The 21,562-nt window shown below is 43.0% G+C and carries 22 protein-coding genes and 4 tRNA genes; 25 read left to right on the top strand and 1 reads right to left on the bottom strand.

The window, feature by feature from the left end; genetic code table 11:
* Nucleotides 1-302 precede the first annotated feature (302 nt).
* From FTV88_RS13525 to FTV88_RS13460, 14 genes are all read left to right on the top strand, one after another.
* Entirely contained in the window at nucleotides 303-1,619 is a 1,317-nt protein-coding gene (locus tag FTV88_RS13525) for a GspE/PulE family protein (RefSeq protein WP_162008060.1), read from the top strand.
* A gap of 11 nt (nucleotides 1,620-1,630) precedes the next feature.
* Nucleotides 1,631-2,755, top strand: a complete 1,125-nt coding sequence (locus FTV88_RS13520) for a type II secretion system F family protein (protein ID WP_153726103.1) — start codon at nucleotides 1,631-1,633, stop codon at nucleotides 2,753-2,755.
* 148 nt (nucleotides 2,756-2,903) lie between these two features.
* Nucleotides 2,904-3,362, top strand: a complete 459-nt coding sequence (locus FTV88_RS15940) for a type II secretion system protein GspG (RefSeq protein ID WP_162008099.1) — start codon at nucleotides 2,904-2,906, stop codon at nucleotides 3,360-3,362.
* Between the two features lie 45 nt (nucleotides 3,363-3,407).
* On the top strand, nucleotides 3,408-3,800 hold the full coding sequence (locus FTV88_RS13510) for a prepilin-type N-terminal cleavage/methylation domain-containing protein (protein WP_153726101.1): 393 nt from the start codon (nucleotides 3,408-3,410) through the stop codon (nucleotides 3,798-3,800).
* A 50-nt stretch (nucleotides 3,801-3,850) separates the two neighbouring features.
* The gene (locus FTV88_RS13505) at nucleotides 3,851-4,312 is read left to right on the top strand and encodes a hypothetical protein (RefSeq protein ID WP_153726100.1); all 462 of its coding nucleotides are present in this window, start codon (nucleotides 3,851-3,853) and stop codon (nucleotides 4,310-4,312) included.
* Nucleotides 4,287-4,823, top strand: coding sequence for a GspH/FimT family pseudopilin (locus FTV88_RS13500; protein WP_243137535.1), 537 nt, complete (start codon nucleotides 4,287-4,289; stop codon nucleotides 4,821-4,823). The genes FTV88_RS13505 and FTV88_RS13500 overlap by 26 nt, the downstream gene beginning before the upstream one ends.
* A 100-nt stretch (nucleotides 4,824-4,923) precedes the next feature.
* Nucleotides 4,924-5,430 carry a PulJ/GspJ family protein gene (locus FTV88_RS13495; RefSeq protein ID WP_153726098.1) on the top strand — a complete coding sequence of 169 codons (507 nt, stop codon included), beginning with the start codon at nucleotides 4,924-4,926 and terminating at the stop codon, nucleotides 5,428-5,430.
* An 87-nt stretch (nucleotides 5,431-5,517) separates the two neighbouring features.
* Nucleotides 5,518-5,592 (top strand) — tRNA-Gly (locus FTV88_RS13490).
* Nucleotides 5,593-5,600: 8 nt separating this feature from the next.
* Nucleotides 5,601-5,677: transfer RNA gene (locus FTV88_RS13485), tRNA-Arg, on the top strand.
* A gap of 5 nt (nucleotides 5,678-5,682) precedes the next feature.
* Nucleotides 5,683-5,758: transfer RNA gene (locus FTV88_RS13480), tRNA-Thr, on the top strand.
* An 8-nt stretch (nucleotides 5,759-5,766) separates the two neighbouring features.
* Nucleotides 5,767-5,851, top strand: a tRNA-Leu gene (locus tag FTV88_RS13475).
* Nucleotides 5,852-6,081: 230 nt separating this feature from the next.
* Nucleotides 6,082-6,342 (top strand): amphi-Trp domain-containing protein, encoded by a 261-nt coding sequence (locus FTV88_RS13470; RefSeq protein WP_153726097.1) that lies wholly within the window; start codon nucleotides 6,082-6,084, stop codon nucleotides 6,340-6,342.
* Between the two features lie 197 nt (nucleotides 6,343-6,539).
* Nucleotides 6,540-6,767: a hypothetical protein gene (locus FTV88_RS13465; protein ID WP_153726096.1), complete on the top strand. Its 228-nt coding sequence runs from the start codon at nucleotides 6,540-6,542 to the stop codon at nucleotides 6,765-6,767.
* Between the two features lie 86 nt (nucleotides 6,768-6,853).
* Nucleotides 6,854-7,384: a GerMN domain-containing protein gene (locus tag FTV88_RS13460; protein ID WP_153726095.1), complete on the top strand. Its 531-nt coding sequence runs from the start codon at nucleotides 6,854-6,856 to the stop codon at nucleotides 7,382-7,384.
* Nucleotides 7,385-7,573: 189 nt separating this feature from the next.
* Here the strand turns inward: FTV88_RS13460 and FTV88_RS16075 are convergent, their stop codons facing one another.
* Nucleotides 7,574-7,702 (bottom strand): hypothetical protein, encoded by a 129-nt coding sequence (locus FTV88_RS16075; RefSeq protein WP_279236833.1) that lies wholly within the window; start codon nucleotides 7,700-7,702, stop codon nucleotides 7,574-7,576.
* A gap of 263 nt (nucleotides 7,703-7,965) precedes the next feature.
* Here FTV88_RS16075 and FTV88_RS13450 point away from each other — a divergent pair, with 263 nt between their 5' ends.
* The 11 genes from FTV88_RS13450 (at nucleotide 7,966) to FTV88_RS13400 (ending at nucleotide 21,513) form a co-directional block, all read left to right on the top strand.
* Complete coding sequence (locus FTV88_RS13450) at nucleotides 7,966-9,714, top strand: HlyD family efflux transporter periplasmic adaptor subunit (protein WP_153726093.1); 1,749 nt, start codon at nucleotides 7,966-7,968, stop codon at nucleotides 9,712-9,714.
* A gap of 53 nt (nucleotides 9,715-9,767) precedes the next feature.
* Nucleotides 9,768-10,439 (top strand): ABC transporter ATP-binding protein, encoded by a 672-nt coding sequence (locus tag FTV88_RS13445; RefSeq protein ID WP_207707965.1) that lies wholly within the window; start codon nucleotides 9,768-9,770, stop codon nucleotides 10,437-10,439.
* Nucleotides 10,440-10,444: 5 nt separating this feature from the next.
* Nucleotides 10,445-11,659, top strand: coding sequence for an ABC transporter permease (locus tag FTV88_RS13440; protein WP_153726091.1), 1,215 nt, complete (start codon nucleotides 10,445-10,447; stop codon nucleotides 11,657-11,659).
* A 336-nt stretch (nucleotides 11,660-11,995) separates the two neighbouring features.
* The gene (locus FTV88_RS13435; RefSeq protein WP_153726090.1) at nucleotides 11,996-13,267 is read left to right on the top strand and encodes an MFS transporter; all 1,272 of its coding nucleotides are present in this window, start codon (nucleotides 11,996-11,998) and stop codon (nucleotides 13,265-13,267) included.
* A gap of 25 nt (nucleotides 13,268-13,292) precedes the next feature.
* Complete coding sequence (locus FTV88_RS13430; protein WP_153726089.1) at nucleotides 13,293-14,456, top strand: aldo/keto reductase; 1,164 nt, start codon at nucleotides 13,293-13,295, stop codon at nucleotides 14,454-14,456.
* Nucleotides 14,457-14,585: 129 nt separating this feature from the next.
* Nucleotides 14,586-16,058, top strand: a complete 1,473-nt coding sequence (locus FTV88_RS13425) for a protein adenylyltransferase SelO (RefSeq protein ID WP_153726088.1) — start codon at nucleotides 14,586-14,588, stop codon at nucleotides 16,056-16,058.
* A gap of 170 nt (nucleotides 16,059-16,228) precedes the next feature.
* Entirely contained in the window at nucleotides 16,229-16,528 is a 300-nt protein-coding gene (locus FTV88_RS13420; protein ID WP_153726087.1) for a cytochrome b5 domain-containing protein, read from the top strand.
* A 47-nt stretch (nucleotides 16,529-16,575) separates the two neighbouring features.
* Complete coding sequence (locus FTV88_RS13415; RefSeq protein ID WP_153726086.1) at nucleotides 16,576-17,523, top strand: hydrogenase small subunit; 948 nt, start codon at nucleotides 16,576-16,578, stop codon at nucleotides 17,521-17,523.
* 2 nt (nucleotides 17,524-17,525) lie between these two features.
* On the top strand, nucleotides 17,526-18,977 hold the full coding sequence (locus FTV88_RS13410; RefSeq protein WP_153726085.1) for a nickel-dependent hydrogenase large subunit: 1,452 nt from the start codon (nucleotides 17,526-17,528) through the stop codon (nucleotides 18,975-18,977).
* Nucleotides 18,970-19,482: a hydrogenase maturation protease gene (locus FTV88_RS13405; protein WP_162008058.1), complete on the top strand. Its 513-nt coding sequence runs from the start codon at nucleotides 18,970-18,972 to the stop codon at nucleotides 19,480-19,482. The genes FTV88_RS13410 and FTV88_RS13405 overlap by 8 nt, the downstream gene beginning before the upstream one ends.
* A 147-nt stretch (nucleotides 19,483-19,629) precedes the next feature.
* Nucleotides 19,630-21,513 (top strand): coiled-coil domain-containing protein, encoded by a 1,884-nt coding sequence (locus FTV88_RS13400; RefSeq protein ID WP_153726083.1) that lies wholly within the window; start codon nucleotides 19,630-19,632, stop codon nucleotides 21,511-21,513.
* Nucleotides 21,514-21,562 lie beyond the last annotated feature (49 nt).

Genomic DNA, 21,562 nt, shown 5'->3' with positions numbered 1-21,562 from the left:
ATGTATTATTGGAAAAAGCATGAAGTCTACCACGACATCATGCTTTGTTTATTTTAAACAAAAAATGAGATCGCTGCTTAAAAAGACAAAGAAAACAACCAAAATACAAATAATTACACCAAACCAAAAAAATACTAAAATTTTTCTTCCGAAAAAAGAGGTAAAAGGAAGTCTATAGAGAATAAGGGAGTATCAACCGATACAGTTAATGGCATTAAAAGAAGATGTTTGTAACTTTTTCGGGAAGGAAGGAGAATTGTTGGATTTTTCACACAAGAAGAAGGGAGGGATCAAAGGATACAATGAATCAAGAGGCTGCAAAAGAAGAGAAAAAGAATTGGTTGGTGGGAGAGACAGCAACAGCGGGAACAATGTATCGCACAGCACGACTCGATATGACTCGATTTTTTCGCCTGGAGAAAGCTTCATTGCCAACCTTGCTTAATGAAGATGAAGAATCAATGGTTCGATTGGTAGACTCCATTTTGCGAGAAGCCTTGCAAAGCGAGGCGAGTGATATTCACGTTGAAATCCACAAAGACAAAACGACAGTACGTTATCGCATCGATGGTATTTTACAAGATGGAATGACCCTACCTCCTATGCTCCATGGCACTCTTTTATCAAGAATCAAAGTGCTTGCACAGATGGATATTGCACAGAAACGGATTCCTCAAGATGGTCGCATTCAAATTGAAGATCAGGGCAAAGCCATTGATTTGCGTGTTGCTACTTTGCCGACTATTTTTGGAGAAAATTGCACCATTCGCATCTTGGATAAAGAAAAAGCGCCGATCTCACTGGAAGATTTGTGTTTTCAGGAAAAAGTTCTACCTTTGTACAAGAAAATGATCCAGCATAGCTATGGCATGATTTTACTCACAGGGCCTACAGGATCAGGAAAAACAACAACGCTCTACAGCAGTCTCTACTGCTTGAACCATCGCGAGCAGAAAATCGTTACGATTGAAGATCCTGTAGAATATGTGCTTGACGGTGTCAGCCAGATACAAGTCAACAGCAAAGCAGGCCTGACTTTCCCTTGGGCTTTACGCTCTATCTTACGTCAAGATCCTGATGTAATTATGGTGGGTGAGATACGAGATCAAGAAACAGCAGACATTGCTGTAGGTGCAGCCATAACAGGGCACCTTGTTCTTTCCACATTACATACTGGTGACGCTGCTGGTGCTGTTACTCGACTGATAGACATGGGGCTAGAGCCTTACCGTGTTGCCTCATCCGTTATAGGTATTGTGGCCCAAAGACTGGTGCGAAAGATTTGTGATCATTGCAAAAGTAGCTATACACCAGAGCAAGATGCTCTAGAGCGCTTTTTCCTGCAAGTAGAGCCCAAAAAAGACGTGACTTTATTCAAAGGCCTAGGCTGTTCTGCTTGTAATCAAACAGGCTATAAAGGCCGAATTGCCATTCATGAAGTTTTACCTATAAAAACGGAAGAACGACAGCTAATTATGAACAAAGCTTCTGTTGAAGCCATTCGCCAATCGGCCACTAGAGGTGGCATGATAACATTGCGAGAAGACGGAATCTATAAAGCCTTACAAGGCTATACAACGATTCAAGAAGTAATGAGAGTGGCTTATCGGATTGACTGAAGGAGAGCGCAATGAGAACTGGACAGCTCAAAGCACAGGCTTGGCGAAAAACGTTACAATCCTTACCCATCAACGACGCCTTCTCTAAGATAGGTCCTAAAACGAAGCGACAAGATTTAGCCTTCTTTTGTAATCACTTTGCCTTGCTAATCCGCTGTGGCATCCCCATTTTTAGTGCTTTGACCATTTTAGAAGAACAAACAGATGATAAAACTTTACGCAACTCTATTGTTATGGTCCGAGAAGAAATACGCAAAGGGCAAACCCTCGCCGACGCTATGGCTACCTGTCCTCAAACTTTTCCCACTGTTTTTACCGAAATGATCAGAGCGGCAGAACTAGGCGGTGTGCTAGAAGAAGTATTAACCTATATGGCCCGGCACTTCGAGAAAGAAAATGAATTGATCAAAAAAGTTCAGTCGGCACTCATCTACCCCATGATTCTAGTCACTGCTTCTGTGGCTGTTATCGTTTTTGTACTCATCTACATTATGCCTCTCTTTGCTGATATGCTTTCTGGTTTAGGTGCCCAATTGCCAGCCATAACAAGCTTCTTGCTTGACTTCTCTTTCTTTTTGCAGGAACACTTTATATCACTTCTGCTTTTGTTTCTTCTTATGCTGTTGCTTTTTCTTCTCTACCCAAAAAGTGACGCCTTCCTGTTCAAAGCAGACAAGCTTCTTCTTCATACGCCAATCCTAGGACCCTTACTCTTAAAAGTATTACTTGCTCGCTTTTGTCGTACCTTAGGCACTTTGTTAGCCAGTGGATTGCCTTTGTTACAAGCCCTGGAAGTGTTACGCAATACGCTTGGGAACAAAGTTATTGTAAAAACGATAGACGATACCGTAGAAGCCATTCATCGTGGTGATGGTTTTGCTGGACCCTTGGAACAAGCCGGTTATTTGCCTTCTTCATTGACGAATATGGTGTCGGTTGGGGAAGAAACAGGTTCTCTCGATGTTTTATTAATTCAACTGTCCGATTTTTATGACAAAGAATGTATGCAACAGTCAGAACGGCTTTCTACACTTTTGGAGCCCCTCTTAATGGTCTTTATGGGCACTATGGTCACATTTTTAGTCTTTTCCATGCTTTTACCCATGTTTGAAGTCATCGATGTTATTGTGCCTTAACGAAGGTATCAAAAAACAAGCGAAGTGCTTTTGCGACGACGGACAACAAAAAGACATAAAAAAATCAGGGATAGGTTTTTCCAGTCCCCTGGTTGACACTGACTGCTTAGTTATTTCACAAATAAATTATAGGAAGGAACTATATTCCATGTTAAAAAAGGTGTTAAAAGACAACAAAGGTTTTTCTCTCATTGAACTGATCATCGTCGTCGCTGTCATTGGTATCTTGCTTGTTGTGATTGTCCCAAAAATCGGGGGCGTTCCTATTAAAGCCCAAATGGCTGGCGTAAAGAGCGACTTTCTAGCGATTGAGACTGTGGTAAAGCAATATTATCTGGAATACAATAGGTTGCCGAATGAAAAAGAAATCGATGCAACCAATATGCTCGACTATAAACTAAATGTAACTGAAGACCAAGCAAAGGATGATGGAGGCTATATAGACCCTTGGAACAACCTTTATATATACAAACTCGATTCGTCTGGAGTAACAGTTACTTCTAAAGGACCTGATGGCATTGAAGACACGGGAGATGATACAGCATCTGACGATATAACTGTAAATTTCTCTGTCAATCAGGGCAGGATAAAAACCGCTTTTGACTAATTGCTTTTCCCCCTAACCAACCACCAGACAAAAGAAGGGTAAAAAATGAAACTCCTATTGAAACCACTTAAAAATCAAAAAGGCACTACTTTGATCGAGATCCTGATTGCTTTTACCCTTCTATTGCTGGTCGTAACACCCCTATTCAAAGCCTTGCATGTTGGTGAAAAGCTAGAAAAGTATAGCGAAGAAGAAATAAAAGCACTGTATATTGCCAGCACGATTCTCCAACACAAGAAAGCCTCGATCAAACTACAAGGTGAGGCAAAGGATACAGTACCAGAGACAGTGCAACAGTACGATAACTTTGAGTACGAAGTAGCGCTAAGACCTGTTTCCATAGGTGATTCAACTTGGGAACTTTACGAAGTGACGGTGAGAGTATGGAACGAAAGCGGTCAAGAAGTGCAACTGGTAAGTCGAGTATCAAGGCGGTAAGGGATGGCTTACAAAGGATAGGCAGGATAAACAATCAAAGAGGCATGGCCTTGCCCTATGTACTCTTTATGATACTATTTCTATTCCTGATTACAACGAACATACTTATGCTAGGAAGTCAAAGCATGACCTCTGTTCTGACAGAAAAAGAAACAAAAAAACTTTACCAGAGTGCGGAAGCAGGCCTTGAATCAGCCTACGCACTCGTACGAAACTACGCCTCACTAGAAGAGGAGGACAATGAGCACTTAGACGGACAAGACCTACAGACTTTCTTAGAAAACCATCTTTCTCCTTTTCTGCTTCCCCAAGGCGCGCACATGATCACTGTTACGGTGAATCTATCGTTACATCCCAATAGATTTAACCCAATAGATCTAGTCGTTACTGCCATAGCCCGTTCAGCGCACGGTGGAGGCGAACATCAGTTAGAAGGAAAGTTATCTCTGAGCAAGCCTGATGCAGGATGGAAGGACCTTGTCTATCATGAGCTTAGAAGCAAATATGAATAAAATCCAAAAAGATAGAGCTTATAGAATCAAAGAGAATAGAATCTACAGTCAAAAAGGCTTTACCCTCATTGAGATACTCATTGTTCTAGCCCTACTCATGGCCTTACTATCGATGGCAGTACCTACGCTCCACAACAGCCTTTCAGAGTATCGCCTTCAAATGGCCGCGCGGCAAGTTCAAAAAGATATGCTCTGGGCTCGAGAACAAACTGTAAAAAATAGGCAGCATCACTCCATTTACTTTCATCAAGGCAGCAATCGATATGATGTAAGAGGCAGGGGCAGCCAAATTATCTACATACAATATTTACCTTCGGGCGTAGTTATCAACTCCACAACTTTTCTAGTAAGACGCGATCTAAGTACCTTTGGTATCGACGGAAGATCAAGCAACCCTGTGTTAGGAGGCACGATTACACTACGAAATGAGCGAGGTCACTTTCGGCACGTCATTCTTTCTCGAAACGGGCGAGTCCGAATCTCGAAAACACCGCCAGGTTCACCCGATTAAATATAGAGAATAGACGAATAGACTTTGTCCCATTTAATAAAGGGTAGAAACAAAAAAACTAAAATTACAAATCGCGAGGTAGTACCATGGGAACGTTACAATGAATCAAAAAAAACATAGAAAAAACAACAAAAATGCAGGATTTACTTTAATCGAGATTCTTTTTGTTGCCCTACTCTTTGTCTTTCTCGGCCTAACAGCTACGAAGTTGCTTCTACTATCTCTGGAACGGTCGCAGAAGCAAGCCTATCACTATGATGGACTTTCTAATGCTCGCTGGGCTTTGCACTGGATTAGTCAGGATATCCACAAAGGACAAGACATTAGTATTCCGAACCATCGCGTTATTTACTGCGATGTATTTCAGCCAAGTTCAGGCTGGGTAAGAGTGAGTTATTATCTCGATAGCAACGGAAATCTGCAAAGGCGGCATGGCAACGATATTAAGCCACTTGCCTCAGGGATTGAATCTTTTACAGTACAGTATTTGCCCTCTTTAGACGAAGCCGGTTCTATAAGGCCCATACTCATCACAATCAAGCAAAAAAAGAGACGGGGTCATGTTCCTATAGAGCTATCGAATGAGGTAATTCCGAAAAATTTTTAAGAAAAAGGGTTGCATTTTATTTTCGGGTATGATATAAATATAGAGGTCGTCAGGGGAAACGAACGACGACAACAAACGAGAAAATACGCGGAAGTGGCTCAGTGGTAGAGCATCGCCTTGCCAAGGCGAGGGTCGCGAGTTCGAATCTCGTCTTCCGCTCCATACACAATGCGCCCGTAGCTCAGCTGGATAGAGTAACTGACTACGAATCAGCAGGTCGGGAGTTCGAATCTCTCCGGGCGCGCCATTTATGCCGCTGTAGCTCAGTCGGTAGAGCGTATCCTTGGTAAGGATAAGGCCGCCGGTTCAATCCCGGCCAGTGGCTCCATAGAGAATGCGAAAGTGGCGGAATCGGCAGACGCGCACGTTTGAGGGGCGTGTGGGTAACTCCATGAGGGTTCAAGTCCCTCCTTTCGCACCAAATTAAAAGCAAAAGCTTTATGCTATGATTGTAATAGCATAAAGCTTTTTTGTTTTATTTTTCTTGTCAATCAATTAAGCAAAAGTTATAATGAACTCAAAGTAACTCCTTAACTTCAAGACAGATTGTTATAACTTGACAACCTTGGGTAAGAAGTTAAGTAAAACACCTTATTACAAGCTGTGACCAGTCAATACTTTTGGCGACAGAGCAAGTAAGGAGTGATTTTTATGGCTAGAGAAGTGGTCCATTATAAGAGTGAGTCACAATTATCTGTACAAGAGATTGCTGATTTTTTGCGTTTGATTGCAGACAAGCTTTCACAGGAAGGGTCTTTCCAAGTTGAACAAGGCGGACAAGAATTTTTGATACGCCCAGCCGGCCGAACTCAATTAGAGTTAAAGTATGAGACCAAGGGTGAAAAAGAAAAATTCGAAATCGAGATCGAGTGGAGGCCCGGTGCGAGTCAGGAGAATATCGTCATTAAATAAATCATAGTTATTATCTATATTCACAGGCATTAGTCATGTTCATCACGATGTGCAACGACTTTCGGTGCAACAAAAAGGAAGATAGTAACAAGAGATATAAAAAGTACCTCTGTACCCTAGCAAAGGGTAGCTTGAAAGTCTTTCGCTTTTGTACTATCCTATGATTGTACTTTGGTGAACAGAAAAGGAGAAAAAAAGTGAAAGAAACACAAGAAGCATCCTTAGAACTGGCTGATCAAGCGATTTTGGCCATTCAAGAATCCGTAACAACGCAGTTTCAGCCCCAAGAAAATGAAAAAGTAGATGAAGTATTACGCTTGCTAGAACAAGCAAGTGCATTGCTTGGTGAACTGACAGGACGTTTTGAAGAAGAGAAAAGTGCCTTTGACAAAATCGTCTCTGCCACAGAATCTGGAAACGAATAAAGTATCTATCAATCGCTTACAACCCTGTTAGACGACATTGCTGAAGTTTAACAGGGTAAAATTTTACATACAAAGGAGATGTTTGCGTGACAAGAAAAAAACTGTTTCTAGGAGCTCTCTTTTTGGTTTTATCGATGATCTTTTTCGTGGGTTGTACAGGAAATAGTACCGATAATGGAAGCAATCAGAGCCAAGAGCCAGTACAAGAACAATTGTCAGAAGAAGCCATTCAAGTTGTCTTGTACTTTGCTGATCAGGAAGCAGAATACTTAAATCGCGTTGAAAGAGAAATTGAAGAGCAAGAAGATTTGATTCGAGCGTTGTTCGAAGAACTGAAAAAACCAGGTGAATACGGAGCCGTCTTACCGACAGACGCCGAACTGATTGACTATACAATAGAAGGTAAGATTCTTTCGCTAAACTTCAATGAAGGCTTTGCGAATCTAGGTGGCAGCGCCTCTGAGTTTCTCGCCATCAATGCTATTGTCAACACCTTTACCGAGTTGCCCGACTATGATGCGGTGTCTTTTTATGTAGAAAATGAGATGCTCGAAACAGGACACAATGCCTACGATCAACCAGTGACTAGAAATGAAAATGCAATCCAGTTCCAGTAATAGGGAATCAGAATCGAGTTTTATATTGTAAATTGCCTAAAGATAGAAGCCTACAGAATTAAACCCCACAGATTAAACCCCGAAGCCCACGGCCTATAAAAGTGCCGTGGGCTTAATTGCGATCCTATTATTTTTTAATAAAGTCCTACTCCAAGGGTATTAGAAGGCATTATCAAATAAAGGGATATCTTACATATCTAGTGATTTAGCAGGGGGTAATTCAGCGTCACGATCAAATAGACCTGATTCCATGATGAGCTTTCTAGTGTTTTCAATTTTCTCCTGTGCGTGTTCGTCTACGAAATAATCCTTAAACATTGCTACTTCCTCCTGATGATTATTACTTAGTGAATGATAACCAATTTCAATTACTATATTAAACCTATTTTGCAACTTTGTCAATGCTTTTTCCAAGCTTGTGAAAAAGAAAGTAAATCATGGCAAGAGCGTTAAGAGCCAAGAAGGAAATCATTACATAGATTGCCACCAATCATCAATGGTCATCGCTCGTAAGATCCGTTACAATTTCCTTATAAATAAGGTGAAAACAGTGGAAAAGTGTTTCGAAAAGGGGTTTTAGCATGTTTGCCAATCGATTTGCTGTCTTCTTTAATAAAAAGAATAAAAAAGTACTCCTTCTACTTGCAATAATTGCAATGATGATAGGAAGCTCTTATACCGTCTATGCCAGTTGGGCTCCCCTATCGACAAATGAGAAAGAGGCACAAGTCTTACCTGTAGAACGAGGTAATGTAACAGAAACTGTAGCTGTTTCTGGAACGGTGCAAGTGCCAACACAGTTAAACTTAAGTTTTCTAAGTGGAGCGAACCAGATTACATCTGTGCAAGTGCAAGTAGGTCAAATGGTGCAAGCTGGACAAGTACTGGCCACCTTAGACAACAGTGTAGCCCAAACTCAAGTGGCTCATGCAAGGGGAAATCTGCTAGCAGCGGAAGCACGTCTTGCGCAAGCCAGAGAAGGTGCTAGCGTACAAGCCATTGCTGTCCAAAAAGCCAATGTAGAAAAAGCAAGAGTGGCTGTAGCAGGTGCTCAAAAAGATTATGATAATCAGCAAATATTGTTTCAAGATCGTTCACAAGCCTACCAGCAGGTTATGAATGCAGAAAATCAGATAGAGCAAGCCAAAATCCAACTTCGCTCTGCTCAAGCCGGCTTAAATAGTGCCAAAGCAAAACTAGCAGCCATGCAACAAGGCCCTTCTTCTTCGGCGATTTACGCCCAGGAAGTAACGGTACAAGCAGCGCAGAGTCAGTATCAACATGCACAAGAACAGCTCAATCAAGCCATTGCAGCAGAAGCTTCTGAAGAGATTATCGCAGAAGCTCAGCGAACACGCTATCAAGCGCAAGTGACCTTGGCCAATGCAGAGAAACAGCTTGATGATCTACGAAGAGGTCCTGATCGAAATCAACTGGCACAGGGGCAGGCGGCCGTTGATCAAGCCAAGGCCGTCGTCGATCAAGTAGAAGCAACACTTCGATCAGCAGAGAAAAACAAAGAAATAGCCCTTAAGAATTACGAGGATCGAGGCCAAGCCAAGGCACAGCTTGATCAAGCTGAAAATCGTTTGCAACAAGCCCAGGCCAGTTATGAAGCGACTATGGCGCAACTAGAACAACTCAAAGCACCTCCCGACGGCGCAGTCGTTCAAGCTGCAGAAGGTGCTGTCGCTCAAGCAAGAGCTCATTACGAGCAACAAAGGATTCACCTCGATAAATTGACCTTACGAGCGCCTATTGACGGCATGATTGTACAAGTGAACGGCAAAGTCGGTGAATTTCCTGTGGGAGGACGGCCATTTATTGTTTTGAACGATGCCAACAGTGAAACATTGCAAGTCCTAGCTCATGTCAGTCAAGGTGATATTGGCAGAATTCAAGGTGCTATGGATGTCCTCTATACAAGTACAGCCTATCCCGATGCAGAATTCTACGGCAAAGTCTTAAGCATTTCACCAGAGCCTACTTTACGTAATGGCGTTACCATGTACGAAGTCATTCTTTCTGTAGATGGAGAAGCTTTGCTAAAGCCAGGCATGACTGTTAATGCCATGATTACGATTGCAACGCGAGACAATGTACTCTACTTGCCTTCGAGAGCCCTTGTAGAAGAGGGAGGGCAAGATGGCGTTTATATCGTCACAGCCGATCAAGGATCACGCCAACCGATCTTTCAGCCTGTTACAGTCGGTTTGTTTAGCACAGACAAAATGGAAATCACCTCTGGTCTCATAGAAGGACAAGAAGTCATAGTTACAATGCCGAAAAAAGATGACAAAAAAAATAAACCTTCTATCTGGGACTTCTGAGGAGATAAAAAATGATAACAACTGCTACAACAAATACAAGTGCAACAAAACCACTGATTCTCCTAGAGAATCTAAATAAAATCTATCAAACCGGTGAAGAAAGAATTTTTGCCCTTAATGGACTTAATTTGTCCATTGAAGAAGGCGAATTTGTAGCGATTATGGGCCCTTCTGGTTCGGGCAAGTCAACAATGATGAATGTAATCGGTTGCCTTGATCAACCGACAGAAGGCCATTACTATCTTAACAATCAACCCATTGCAAAAGCTTCAGATGATGAGCTAGCAGCCATTCGTAATAAAAAAATCGGCTTTGTTTTTCAAAGCTTTAACTTGCTACCTAAACTATCAGCCCTAGAGAATGTAGAGCTTCCAATGCTTTATAGCGGTTTATCGCGACAAGAGAGACGGGAAAAAGCAGCAGAAGCTTTGGAGAAAGTTGGATTGGCTCATCGTATGCAAAATCGCCCCACAGAGCTGTCAGGGGGGCAACAACAGCGGGTCTCCATTGCCCGCGCGCTCGTTAATGATCCCCTATTGCTACTAGCCGATGAACCGACGGGTGCTTTAGATAGTCGCACTACCGTAGAGATCATGGAAATATTCCAAAGCCTTCACGAACAAGGAAAAACCATTTTAGTAGTAACTCATGAAGCGGAGATTGCAGAGTACGCCCAGAGGCTGATCCTTTTCCGAGACGGAGAGATTGTAGAAGATAAGAGGTGAAGGCCTTGAGTTTTTTTGATTCATTACAACTATCTTTGCGCAGCTTGAAAGGAAACAAGCTGCGCTCTTTTTTAACGACTTTAGGTATTATGATCGGTGTTGCGGCTGTTATAACACTGGTCTCGTTAGGTCAAGGAACGTCTTCTCGCATCACTGCAAGCATAGAAAGCCTTGGAAGCAACCTGCTTATCGTTACACCGGGTATGGTCCCGTCCGAACAACGAGAACTAGCAGAAGGCCGCAACCACCTTACGTTAGATGATGCAGCCGCTTTAGAAGAAATCGATATCGTCAATGCTGTAGCACCACAAGTGCGTCGCCAGGGACAGATTCTCTGGCGCAGTGAAAACTGGACAACGGTTATTGAAGGTACGACATCAGAATATATAGACGTTCGTAACAGTGCCATTGAAGAAGGCCGTTTTTTTAACCGCTTGGATGTAAGGCGCCAACAAAACGTGGTAGTCCTTGGTGCCACAGTGGCAGAAAAACTTTTTGCATCTTATGAAAATGAGGGCATCGGCCAAGTTATTGAAATTAATCAAACACCTTTTACCGTCATTGGTATCTTAGAAGAAGAAGGCAACCAGGGTTATGCCAACCAAGACGATCGTGTGATTATTCCGATTACTACAGCCATGGATAGGCTTTTTCATATTCAAGAAATGAACGCTGTATTTGTTTCAGCTAGCTCATCCGAAGTGATGGAACAAGCCCACCGTGAAGTAGAACAAGTATTGCGTGTCCAAAAAAATGTGCCGCCCACAGAACCTATTTTCTTTCAGATTAGTTCGCAATCTCAAATCTTAAACGCCGCTGAAGAGATTGGAAGACTGATGACAGGATTGCTAGCAGGCATTGCAGCCATTAGCCTTTTTGTCGGCGGCATTGGAATTATGAATATTATGCTTGTTTCGGTAACAGAGCGGACACGAGAAATTGGTGTGCGCAAAGCCATTGGCGCTACAAAAGGCGCTATTTTACAGCAATTTATTATTGAATCGGTAACACTCAGTCTATTGGGTGGCATCATGGGCATTGTTTTTGGACTGGCCGTAGCGCAGATCGTCGATTATTTTACACCTCTAGCGACGATGGTGACTTTGCGTCCCATTCTTTACGCTTTTTTCTTTTCTTTCTTTGTAGGAATTCTTTTTGGCGTCTATCCTGCTAGCAAAGCAGCGCAACTGAATCCCATTGAAGCGTTGCGCCATCAGTAGGTTAATAAAAAGCCTGTCAAGTACCTCTTACTAGTTCTGACATTTTAATTGAAGCATTTGTGTTATAATGAGAAAAAATAGCAAAAAGCAATAGGCCAAAACTCAGTCACAACCAGCAAGATGTACCTGGGGCAGGCGTTTATCATTCCGGAGAGAGGACTTCAGACCTCAGCCTATCACGCAGGCTTGCTGCCGCTCATGGCGTGGGATGAGTCCGTTCGGAGGAATGATAAACGACTGCCCCCACCACCAAACTTTGCCAACGTTTTCACACTAACATAAACAAGGGCTCTAAAAAAAGCATATCTGTACTTAATAGGGAGAAGGTATACCCATATGGATCATAATCATCCAGAAAAACTCTGGACCAAAGATTTTATCTTGATCTGTGTAGCAAACTTGTTCATGTTTACAAGTTTTTATTTTTTACTGCCTACGTTGCCCATTTTCGTTACAGAAAACCTTCAGGGCAATGAAAGTCATGTAGGCTATATTATCGGGATCCTATCTTTGACAGCCGTTTTAGTGAGGCCTTTTGCTGGTTATTTACTCGATCAGATCGGCAGAAAAAAAGTTTTACTCCTTGCTTTGCTCGCTTTCTCTTTCGCTACCATTGCCTATCACTTTGTCACAGCCATTGTGGCGCTTTTTATCTTGCGGGCTTTGCACGGATTGACCTGGGGCTTTACGACCACAGGTACAGGAACAGTAGCGGCTGACGTGATTCCACCAAAACGCAGAGGCGAAGGCCTTGGCTATTACGGGCTATCGAATACACTTGCTATGGCCGTGGGGCCTCTTTTAGGCTTGTATATCTTAGACCAAGCCGGTTTTGGCTTTCTTTTCTCTTCTGCTTTTGCACTGGCTCTTTTTGCTTTTTTTGCCATGACGGCTCTTTCCTATCAGGACGTTCATGCGAAGCCAAGTCTAGAAAAATCAACGAATCTAGAAAAACCTTTGACAAGCACAGAGGATCAGGCGGAAAAAACAGAAGAAGCAACCAAGACAGAGAAGACCGCCAGTGCCAAGGAAGCTAGGAAGTCTCAAAGAACAATTTCTATTGACAGTTTTTTCGAGCGTCGAGTACTTTCTTTATCAGGTATTATGTTCTTTACCGCCTTTGTCTACGGAGGCATTGTCTCCTTTATCACCCTTTTTGGCAAAGAAATCGGCATTGTTAACGCAGGCACCTATTTTCTAATCTATGCAGTTGCTTTGATGGTGGTTCGTCCCATTGCTGGCAAGATTTTTGACAGAGAAGGGCCTCAGCGAATTATGACAGTTGGCTTTGTAGCCCTATTACTCTCATTTCTTTTGCTTTTTATGGCCCAAGGAATGACCCTTTTTGTTCTTTCTGCTTTGTTTATGGGACTTGGTTTTGGTATTGTTCAACCATCTATCCTTGCAATTGCCATTAATCGCGTTGAACCGCATCGTCGTGGTGCTACCAATGGAACCTTATTCAGTGCCTTTGATCTTGGTATCGGTTTTGGTTCCATTATCTTAGGCATGCTTTCGGAAATGGTTGGCCTTGCCACGATGTATCTGATTTGTGGACTTATTACAGTATTGCCGCTGCTACTTTTTTATCGGAACAATGGAAAATAGAAAGAAATATCAGGGAGGGTTTCCAATGCTATACCGCAACTTTGGCAAAACGAAGGAACAGGTTTCCATACTTGGATTTGGCTGTATGAGACTGCCGATTATCGGGTCTGATCCTGCCGATATCGATGAAGAAAAAGCAATCAAAATGATTCGCTATGCCATTGATCAAGGCGTTAATTATATTGACACTGCCTATCCGTACCATGGCACAGGCATGGCCAAGGCGGGGAAGAGCGAACCTTTCCTAGCGAAAGCCTTGAAAGAGGGTTATCGAGAAAAGGTTAAGATAGCGACCAAATTACCGAGTTGGCTCATCAAAACGAGAGAAGACATGGATCGGTATTTGAATGAGCAATTAGAGCGACTCGAGACCGACAAAATTGATTTTTATCTTGTCCATTCTCTAAATGCAATTTCTTGGCCTCGGGTAGAACAGTTGGGAGTGACTCAATTTCTTGATCAAGCCATTGCTGATGGACGAATTGGTTATGCTGGATTCTCATTCCATGATCGTGTAGCCTTATTTAAGAAAATCGTTGACGCTTATGACTGGTCTTTCTGCCAGATTCAATATAACTATGTAGATGAAACCTATCAAGCCGGCAAAGAAGGCCTCGACTACGCAGCAAGCAAAGGATTGGGAATTGCTATTATGGAGCCTTTACGAGGAGGCAAGCTCGTCAATCCTTTACCTGAAGAGACCTTACAAGCTTTTCAACAGGCCGATCAGCAGCGAACGCCCGCTGAATGGGCCTTGCGCTGGCTATGGAATCAACCAGAAATAGCCGTTGTCTTAAGTGGTATGACGACGATGGAGCAAGTGATTGAAAACATCGAGGTAGCCAAAGAAGGAAGGGCAAATTCTCTAACAGAAAAAGAAATCGCCATTGTCGATACAGTAAAAGAAGTCTATAAAGCTCGTACTAAAGTAGACTGTACCAATTGCGGATACTGCATGCCCTGTCCTTTTGGTGTCAACATTCCTGCTAACTTTACCCGCTACAACGATTATTACAAATTTGGCAATCCTGAAACAATAGAAAAACACAAACAGCTATATCATGCTTGGGTAAAACCAGAACAGCAGGCTCTTAACTGTAAAGCCTGTGGCAAATGCCAGCCCCACTGTCCCCAAGGAATTCCAATTAGCGAAGAACTCAAAAAGGTGCACGACTTTTTTCAGATATAAGGATATTTTTGCTACGAAAATCGGAAGCAAATCCTTGAAATTAAAACCAGCAAGCTACTGCAATATTTTTCGTAGCTTAGCGAAAACTATTTGCAAATCAAACAAAAAAGACGAAGCAAAGGAAATAGAATGACAGAGAAAAAAACAACAGAAAGAGGTTGGAACCTAGACAACAGCTACGCTCGCCTACCGAAAACATTTTTTTCCAGCATCGAGCCAACGCCTGTAGAATCGCCAGCACTAATCATTTGTAACGAATCATTGGCAAGATCCCTAGGCTTGAACGTGCAGGACTTACAAAGTCAAGACGGTGTAGCCTTGCTTGCTGGCAATAAGACTCCTGAAGGCGCTATGCCTTTGGCGCAAGCTTACGCTGGCCATCAATTCGGACACTTTACCATGCTCGGTGATGGTCGGGCCCTATTGCTGGGCGAACAGATCACGCCTGAAGGAGAGCGCTTTGATATTCAACTGAAAGGCTCTGGTATAACACCCTATTCTCGCGGAGGCGATGGTCGAGCGGCTTTAGGACCCATGCTACGGGAATACATTGTCAGCGAAGCCATGTATGGACTTGGGATTGCGACGACTCGCAGCTTGGCAGTCGTAACAACGGGTGAGTCCGTACTCCGTGAAAAAAAGCTTCCAGGTGCAATTCTTACCCGCGTCGCTTCGAGTCATTTGCGAGTCGGTACTTTTCAATACGCTGCCAACTGGGGCACGCCCGACGATCTTAGAAGGCTTGCTGATTACACCATACAAAGACATTTTCCTGAAGGCGCTCAAGAAGAGAACCCGTACCTTTATTTGCTGCAAGAAGTAAGTAAGCGTCAAGCACTGCAGATTGCCAAATGGCAGCTCGTTGGCTTTATACACGGTGTTATGAACACAGACAACATGACCATATGTGCAGAAACAATCGATTATGGCCCTTGTGCCTTTATGAATCACTATGATCCAGCCACGGTATTTAGCTCTATTGACCGCCAGGGTCGTTATGCTTATGGCAATCAACCTCATATGGCAGCTTGGAACCTGGCGAGATTTGCTGAAACCCTGTTGCCCCTGCTAGATGAGGAAGAGGAGCAGGCTGTCAAGGTAGCACAAGAGGCAATTTCAGAATTTGCTGATCTATACCACTGCAACTGGAACGCTGGCATGAGAGCAAAATTAGGCCTATTTCAGGAAGAGCCCGAAGATAAGGAGCTTATCAAAGGCCTCCTCAGTATGATGGAAAAATATAGTGCCGACTACACCAATACCTTCCGAGCTTTGTCTTTCGACAAGCCTGCAGAGAGCGCCCTTTTTAAAACGACAGAATTTGAGTCATGGCATAAGTCTTGGCAGGCTCGGTTGGAGAGACAAGAAGAATCCAAAGCTTCTTCACTTGAACTTATGCAAAAGAGCAATCCCGCCGTCATTCCTCGCAACCATCGAGTCGAAGAAGCTCTTGAAGCAGCAGTAGAGCGAGGAGACTACAGCGTAATGGAGAAGCTCCTTGCAGTACTATCAAACCCCTATGGCCACAGCCCAGAGCACAGCGAGTACGCAACAGGACCAGAACCGTCTAAGGAACCTTATCGAACCTTTTGTGGTACTTGAAAAAACCAAAAAACCTTCATTAAAGAGTGCTTATCTTACCAGGACAGATGGAATCATCGATCGGTCCTGGTTTTTTCTTTTATTAACTAGAAATAAATACCACAAAAATATTACCTCTGAAAGAGCTAAAGCAGAAAAAATCAAAGTATAGTCTATAGAGGTGATAGAAGTTGCTAAAAAAGATATGGAAAAGAATAAGAAAAAAATATGTAAGACAAAAGAACCCTCTCCCAGTAAAAGAGCAGACTTTTACGGCAGAAGCACTAAAGCAGTATGACGGTCGAGAAGGACGACCTGCTTATATTGCCATTGACGGCATTGTCTATGATGTAACAAAGGAACCAACCTGGGAAGCGGCAACGCATTTTCAACTATTAGCAGGTCAAAATCTAACAGAGCCCTTCCAGCGCTGTCATCGTGGGAGACAAGATATTTTAGAACGATTGCCACGAGTCGGTCTGTTAGTCTAAGCAAAAATAAGAACGAGCTTTTGCATAAAAAGCAAGGAGGCTTGACGATGAAAGTTACAATTGCAAGCCCCAGGGAAGAAAAAAGAAGAGAAAAGGGAAAAGAAGCTGCTAACAATCTGTTAGAACAGTGGAAATCCAAAGCAAGAGAAGGCGAGAAAAAGAAAAAACTCATCTGGCTGGAGTTGACCGGCTGCGCTGGTAACATCATCTCTCTCTTAAATGGCATCGATCCAGGTTTAGAAGAGCTCTTACAAAAGCAAATCGATCTTTGTTACAACAACAGCCTCATGACAGCAGAAGGCGATCAAGCCATGAAGCAACTTTTCACAACAGCAGACGATGAATTTATTCTAGCCGTAGAAGGTGCCGTCACGACAAAAGATGAGCAATACAATAGCATCGGTCGCTACCAGGGTCGCCTTATCTCCGCCATGGAAGCGATTCAATACCTCGGTCAACGGGCCAAAAGCGTAATTGCTGTCGGTACTTGTGCAACCTACGGAGGCATATCAGCCGCCCACCCCAACCCGAGTGGTTCTATTAGCGTCATTAAAGCGCTGCAAAATATACGAAGCGATGTCATATCTTTACCCGGTTGCCCCAGTCACCCTGATTGGTTTCTCGGTACATTGGCCTATCTTATTCTTTACGGCACTTCGCCAACATTAGACAGTGAAAACCGACCTATCTTGTTCTATGGCCTTACCATTCATGACAACTGTACACGCCGAAGCTTTTTTGAGAAAAGAATTTTCGCCAGACAATTGGGAGAACAGACCTGCATGATCGCCCTGGGCTGTCGAGGCCCCATTACGAGAACAGATTGCCCCACAAGAGAATGGAATAGCTATCTTAACTGGCCTATTGGTGCTAACACACCTTGCATCGGTTGTGCACACCGAACTTTTCCAGACGGCACATCGCCTTTTGTACAATATGAAAGAAGTGCCACTTCTACGGAGGCCTCCAAAGAAAACAATAAAAGGAGGAAATAAAGATGGCACTTCGAAAAATCATTAACCCCGTGACTCGATTGAGCGGCTTTTTAGAGATAGAAGTATACATAGAAGGTCATACCATTGTAGAAGCCAAAAGCAGCAGTTTGTTATTTCGTGGTTTTGAAATCATGTTGCAAGGAAGAAATCCCCTTGATGCTATATACTTTACCCAGCGCATCTGTGGTATTTGCTCTACAGCCCACTCGGTCGCTTCTTCGCTAGCTCTAGAAGAGGCGCTTAAAGTTACCATTACCGAACAAGGAAGAGCTCTGCGTGACCTGGTCCATGGCTGCGAGTTTTTACAAAATCATCTCCGGCACTTATACCTCTATACAATGCCAGACTTTATAAAGCTACCGGAAGCACAATGTCTCTTTCAAAAAGGAGAACAAAATCATCAAGATCTGCGATTGCCAAAAAAAGAAAATGATCTTCTAGTAGACCATTACCTAGAATCCTTTTCGATCAGCCGAAAAGCACACGAAATGCTCGCTATCTTTGGTGGTAAAGCGCCTCATGATCATGGCATCTTTGTTGGCGGACTGACTGTTCATCCAACCATTGACAAAGTAATAAAATTTCGCTCTCTTTTGGATCAGATCAAGCGTTTTACCATCGAGAAAATGATCCCCGATGTGTATACCTTAGCCCGCTACTATGACGACTACTTCCATATAGGCAGAGGCTATGGCAATCTTCTCAGTTTTGGTCTATTTGAGAGAAGCAGCAAAGAAATAGAAGCTCGTAGAAAAGAAGAAATTCAAAAATCCTACAGATATGTAGAAGCAGCATTTTTACCTTATAAAGGAAAGGAAAAAAGAATTAACAAGAACAAAATAACCGAATCGCTCCGCTATGGCTGGTATCAAGATGGTAAGCCAGAAAGGCCTATAGAAGGAACAACCATCCCTGACACAGAAAAAGAAAAAGCATACAGTTGGTCCAAAGCACCTCGTTATGAAGGATATCCTTGCGAAGTAGGACCGTTGGCTCGTTTAATCATCAGCGGTCACTATCCCTATCAGATATCTATGATGGATCGGACCATTGCGAGAGCTTTAGAAGTCTTACAAGTGATCATGGTGATGGAACAACTGCTGGAAGAGATAGCTCTTCAGGAAGCACCACAAGACATCTATACCATTCCAGAAAAAACAAAAGGCATAGGCCTCACCGATACAACAAGAGGTGCTCTCGGTCATTGGCTGATCATCGATAACCAAAAGCTTTTCCACTATCAGGTTATCACACCATCGGCATGGAATCTCTCACCGCGGGATGAAAAAGGGCAAAGAGGACCACTCGAAGAAGCTTTAGTCGGAACAAAGATTGAAAAGATCGATCAACCTGTAGAAATCGGCCGCATCGTTCGCTCTTTTGACCCTTGTATTTCTTGTGCAACCCATGTGCATACGATCAAAGGAATCCAAAAGATTACCATTCTTGACTGAGGAGGAATGCCTTCTGAACCCAAAAGCAATTAAAGTCATCGGCTTAGGCAACGTTCTTTGTCAAGATGACGGACTGGGCGTCTATGCCGTAGAGCGCCTTGAAGAAGCTTTGCAAGATAATGAAGAATTGGTACAAGATTTCACACTTGTCAAAGCAGAAACAGATGCCTGGTACGGTCTGCAAGAATGCTTAACATCCTGGCAAGTCATTATTATTGATGCTCTATTAGGTCCCGGTGAACCTGGGACAGTATATATAGTGCCGCTACAAGAAATTGTAGACACCGAATGGTCTTATTCCATGCACGGATTAACATTGCTACAACTGATTGCACGCTATCAAAAAGAAGGAAAAGCCATCAAAGGCTGGCTCATTGGCATGGAACCGGAACGAATCGATTTAGGTTTTGGGCTGAGCCCTGTTGTAGAAGACAACATGGAGATTTTGTTAGAAGAAGTAAAAATCATGGTAGAAAGAATGCAAGGGCAGGGCTTGTATAGTTAAGGATTTTTTCTCTTTACCTTTTTTCCTTTTTAGCTACTTAAAAGTCTCGCATAGGGCATGGCAAAAAATAACGAATCACCACTGAAAGGAAATAATTACTTCATCATCGAATCAGTCCTAGTCAAGGTCAAAAAGGTGGAGAAAAAAATGGATGAACCGAAGACAGTAAAAAACTTTTTAGACGGTATGAATCGCATTTTAGAAAAAGAATCAACAGAAGCTTTAAAACAAAGTGAGTTTGTTCTCAAGGCGGAGCTTTTGCCGGAGCGAAATCCTGTGGGACAATCTTTTTTATGGTTTGTTCGTGACGAAGAAGGGCGAACCATGCTCTGGATGATTCCCCAACAGTGGGCAAAACAATGCGCCCCTGGCAAGGTCGTTACAGCCAAAGGCTATCCCGTTCTCTGGCCTTCTACAAAACAAGGTAAACGATTGGAATGGTTACAAGTTCGTGAAATAGACTTTTCAGTTATAGAACCATCAAGAACAGAAAGAGCAAGAGAACTGGCTCGACGAGGTCTTGTGGGCTGGCATAAGCACAGGGAATGGCCCATCGACAGCAGTCGCGGCTCCGTAAAAGTGCACATCGTCGCCAGTAGCAACAATAACTTTTTACCTCGGCTGCGTCACCTTTTTCTCAAAGGGCGTCGCTTTATTGTCATAGAACAGTTCGTCGATATGAATGAGGCGCCTCAAGTGGCCAAAGCCATCGAAGAAGCCACTTATAAGGGAGGCGATTTTCTTCTGCTCTTACAGCAAGAAGAAGACAATATATGTCTTTTTGATCAGCCTCTACTCTTAGAAGCCCTTAAAAAGACGACTCTGTATACATATTTAATACAGCCACAGGAGCGAGTCAGACCTTTTGGCGCTGGCTGGGTCGATAAATGGATGGACAACCCAATCAAAGCAGCGCAAGGATTGATCCGTCGTTGCTGGCAGATCTGGAAAGGTCCCAAAGACAAAGTTCGCCTTCGGGAAGTCGTTACGGCACAAGCAGAAAAAGATCGTCGACGACTGGCTCAAGAAATTAGTCGATTGCGTCGGGAAAATGAAGAACTTCAGGAAACGGTCGCCACCATAGGACCTAGAAAAGTAGCAGAACTAGAAGAAAAGCTAGAAGCGCAGGAACAAGAACTACAAAAAAGAGAAGAACGACGTCGCATTATCGACGAGCAGCTTTTTTTACTAGAACAAGAAAAAGAAGAATTGCTAAAAAAAGTAGCCCTTCTCGAAGCAGGCGGCCTAGTGCCGAAAGAGCCTTTAGAGCAAGAGAAAGAAATAGAGAAAGTGCGTCGCCAAGAAGAATTCCGCCGCACCTTGCTCGAAGAAGAAAGTGATCGACTCAAAAAAGAAGTCAAAAGCCTCCAACAAAGGTTGCAAGAAGCATCACCGCTACGATTCGAAGAACTTAAAGAAGAGAAAACGGCCCTATCACAAGAATTGGGAAGATCGGAAGAACGTCGAGAGCAACTGGCCGAATTTCTATTTATCTTAGAGCAAGAAAATCGAGAGCTTCGAGGTCGATTGGGCTTTCGAGAAGACATAGATGGTGTAGAAAACCCAGACAAAGCCAATCAAGATGAAGAGGGAGAATTGGTCTTAGGCAAAGTCCGTCTCTATGAGGAAATTCACGATCTACTCGTCAAAGAAGAAATTGAACGAATGCAGCGAGAAATCAAGCGTCTCCAAGAATTGCTTGCCATTTACTCTCCCGTAGCCATGGCAACGCTAGAAGAAGAATTGCAAATGACAAAAGAACAGCTCCAAAAGTCAGAATCGATGCGGGAAAAATTACGACAAGATCTTATGAAGCTGCAAAAAGAGACAGGGCAGAATCAAAAACTCAAAAAGAAAGACAAAGCAAAAGCTGCAAGGCCAACGCTTCTAGAATTGACAGAAGAAGAAAAAGTAGACATAGAAAAAAGAGATACAGAAAAAACAGAACAAAGCGATAATATGGAAAACTTGTTGGACAAAACCTTTTCTCTCTTTCGTCAAGGATTGCGATGGAATCGAAAAAAAGAATAAGCTTTTTCCATAGCCTGGGCTTGTCTGATAGAATCATTTCAGCTTACAA

Source organism: Heliorestis convoluta, from assembly GCF_009649955.1.
In the GTDB taxonomy this organism is placed as follows: domain Bacteria; phylum Bacillota; class Desulfitobacteriia; order Heliobacteriales; family Heliobacteriaceae; genus Heliorestis; species Heliorestis convoluta.
The sequence above is the reverse complement of the archived record's forward strand: the minus strand, read 5'-3'. Positions and strand labels throughout refer to the sequence as shown.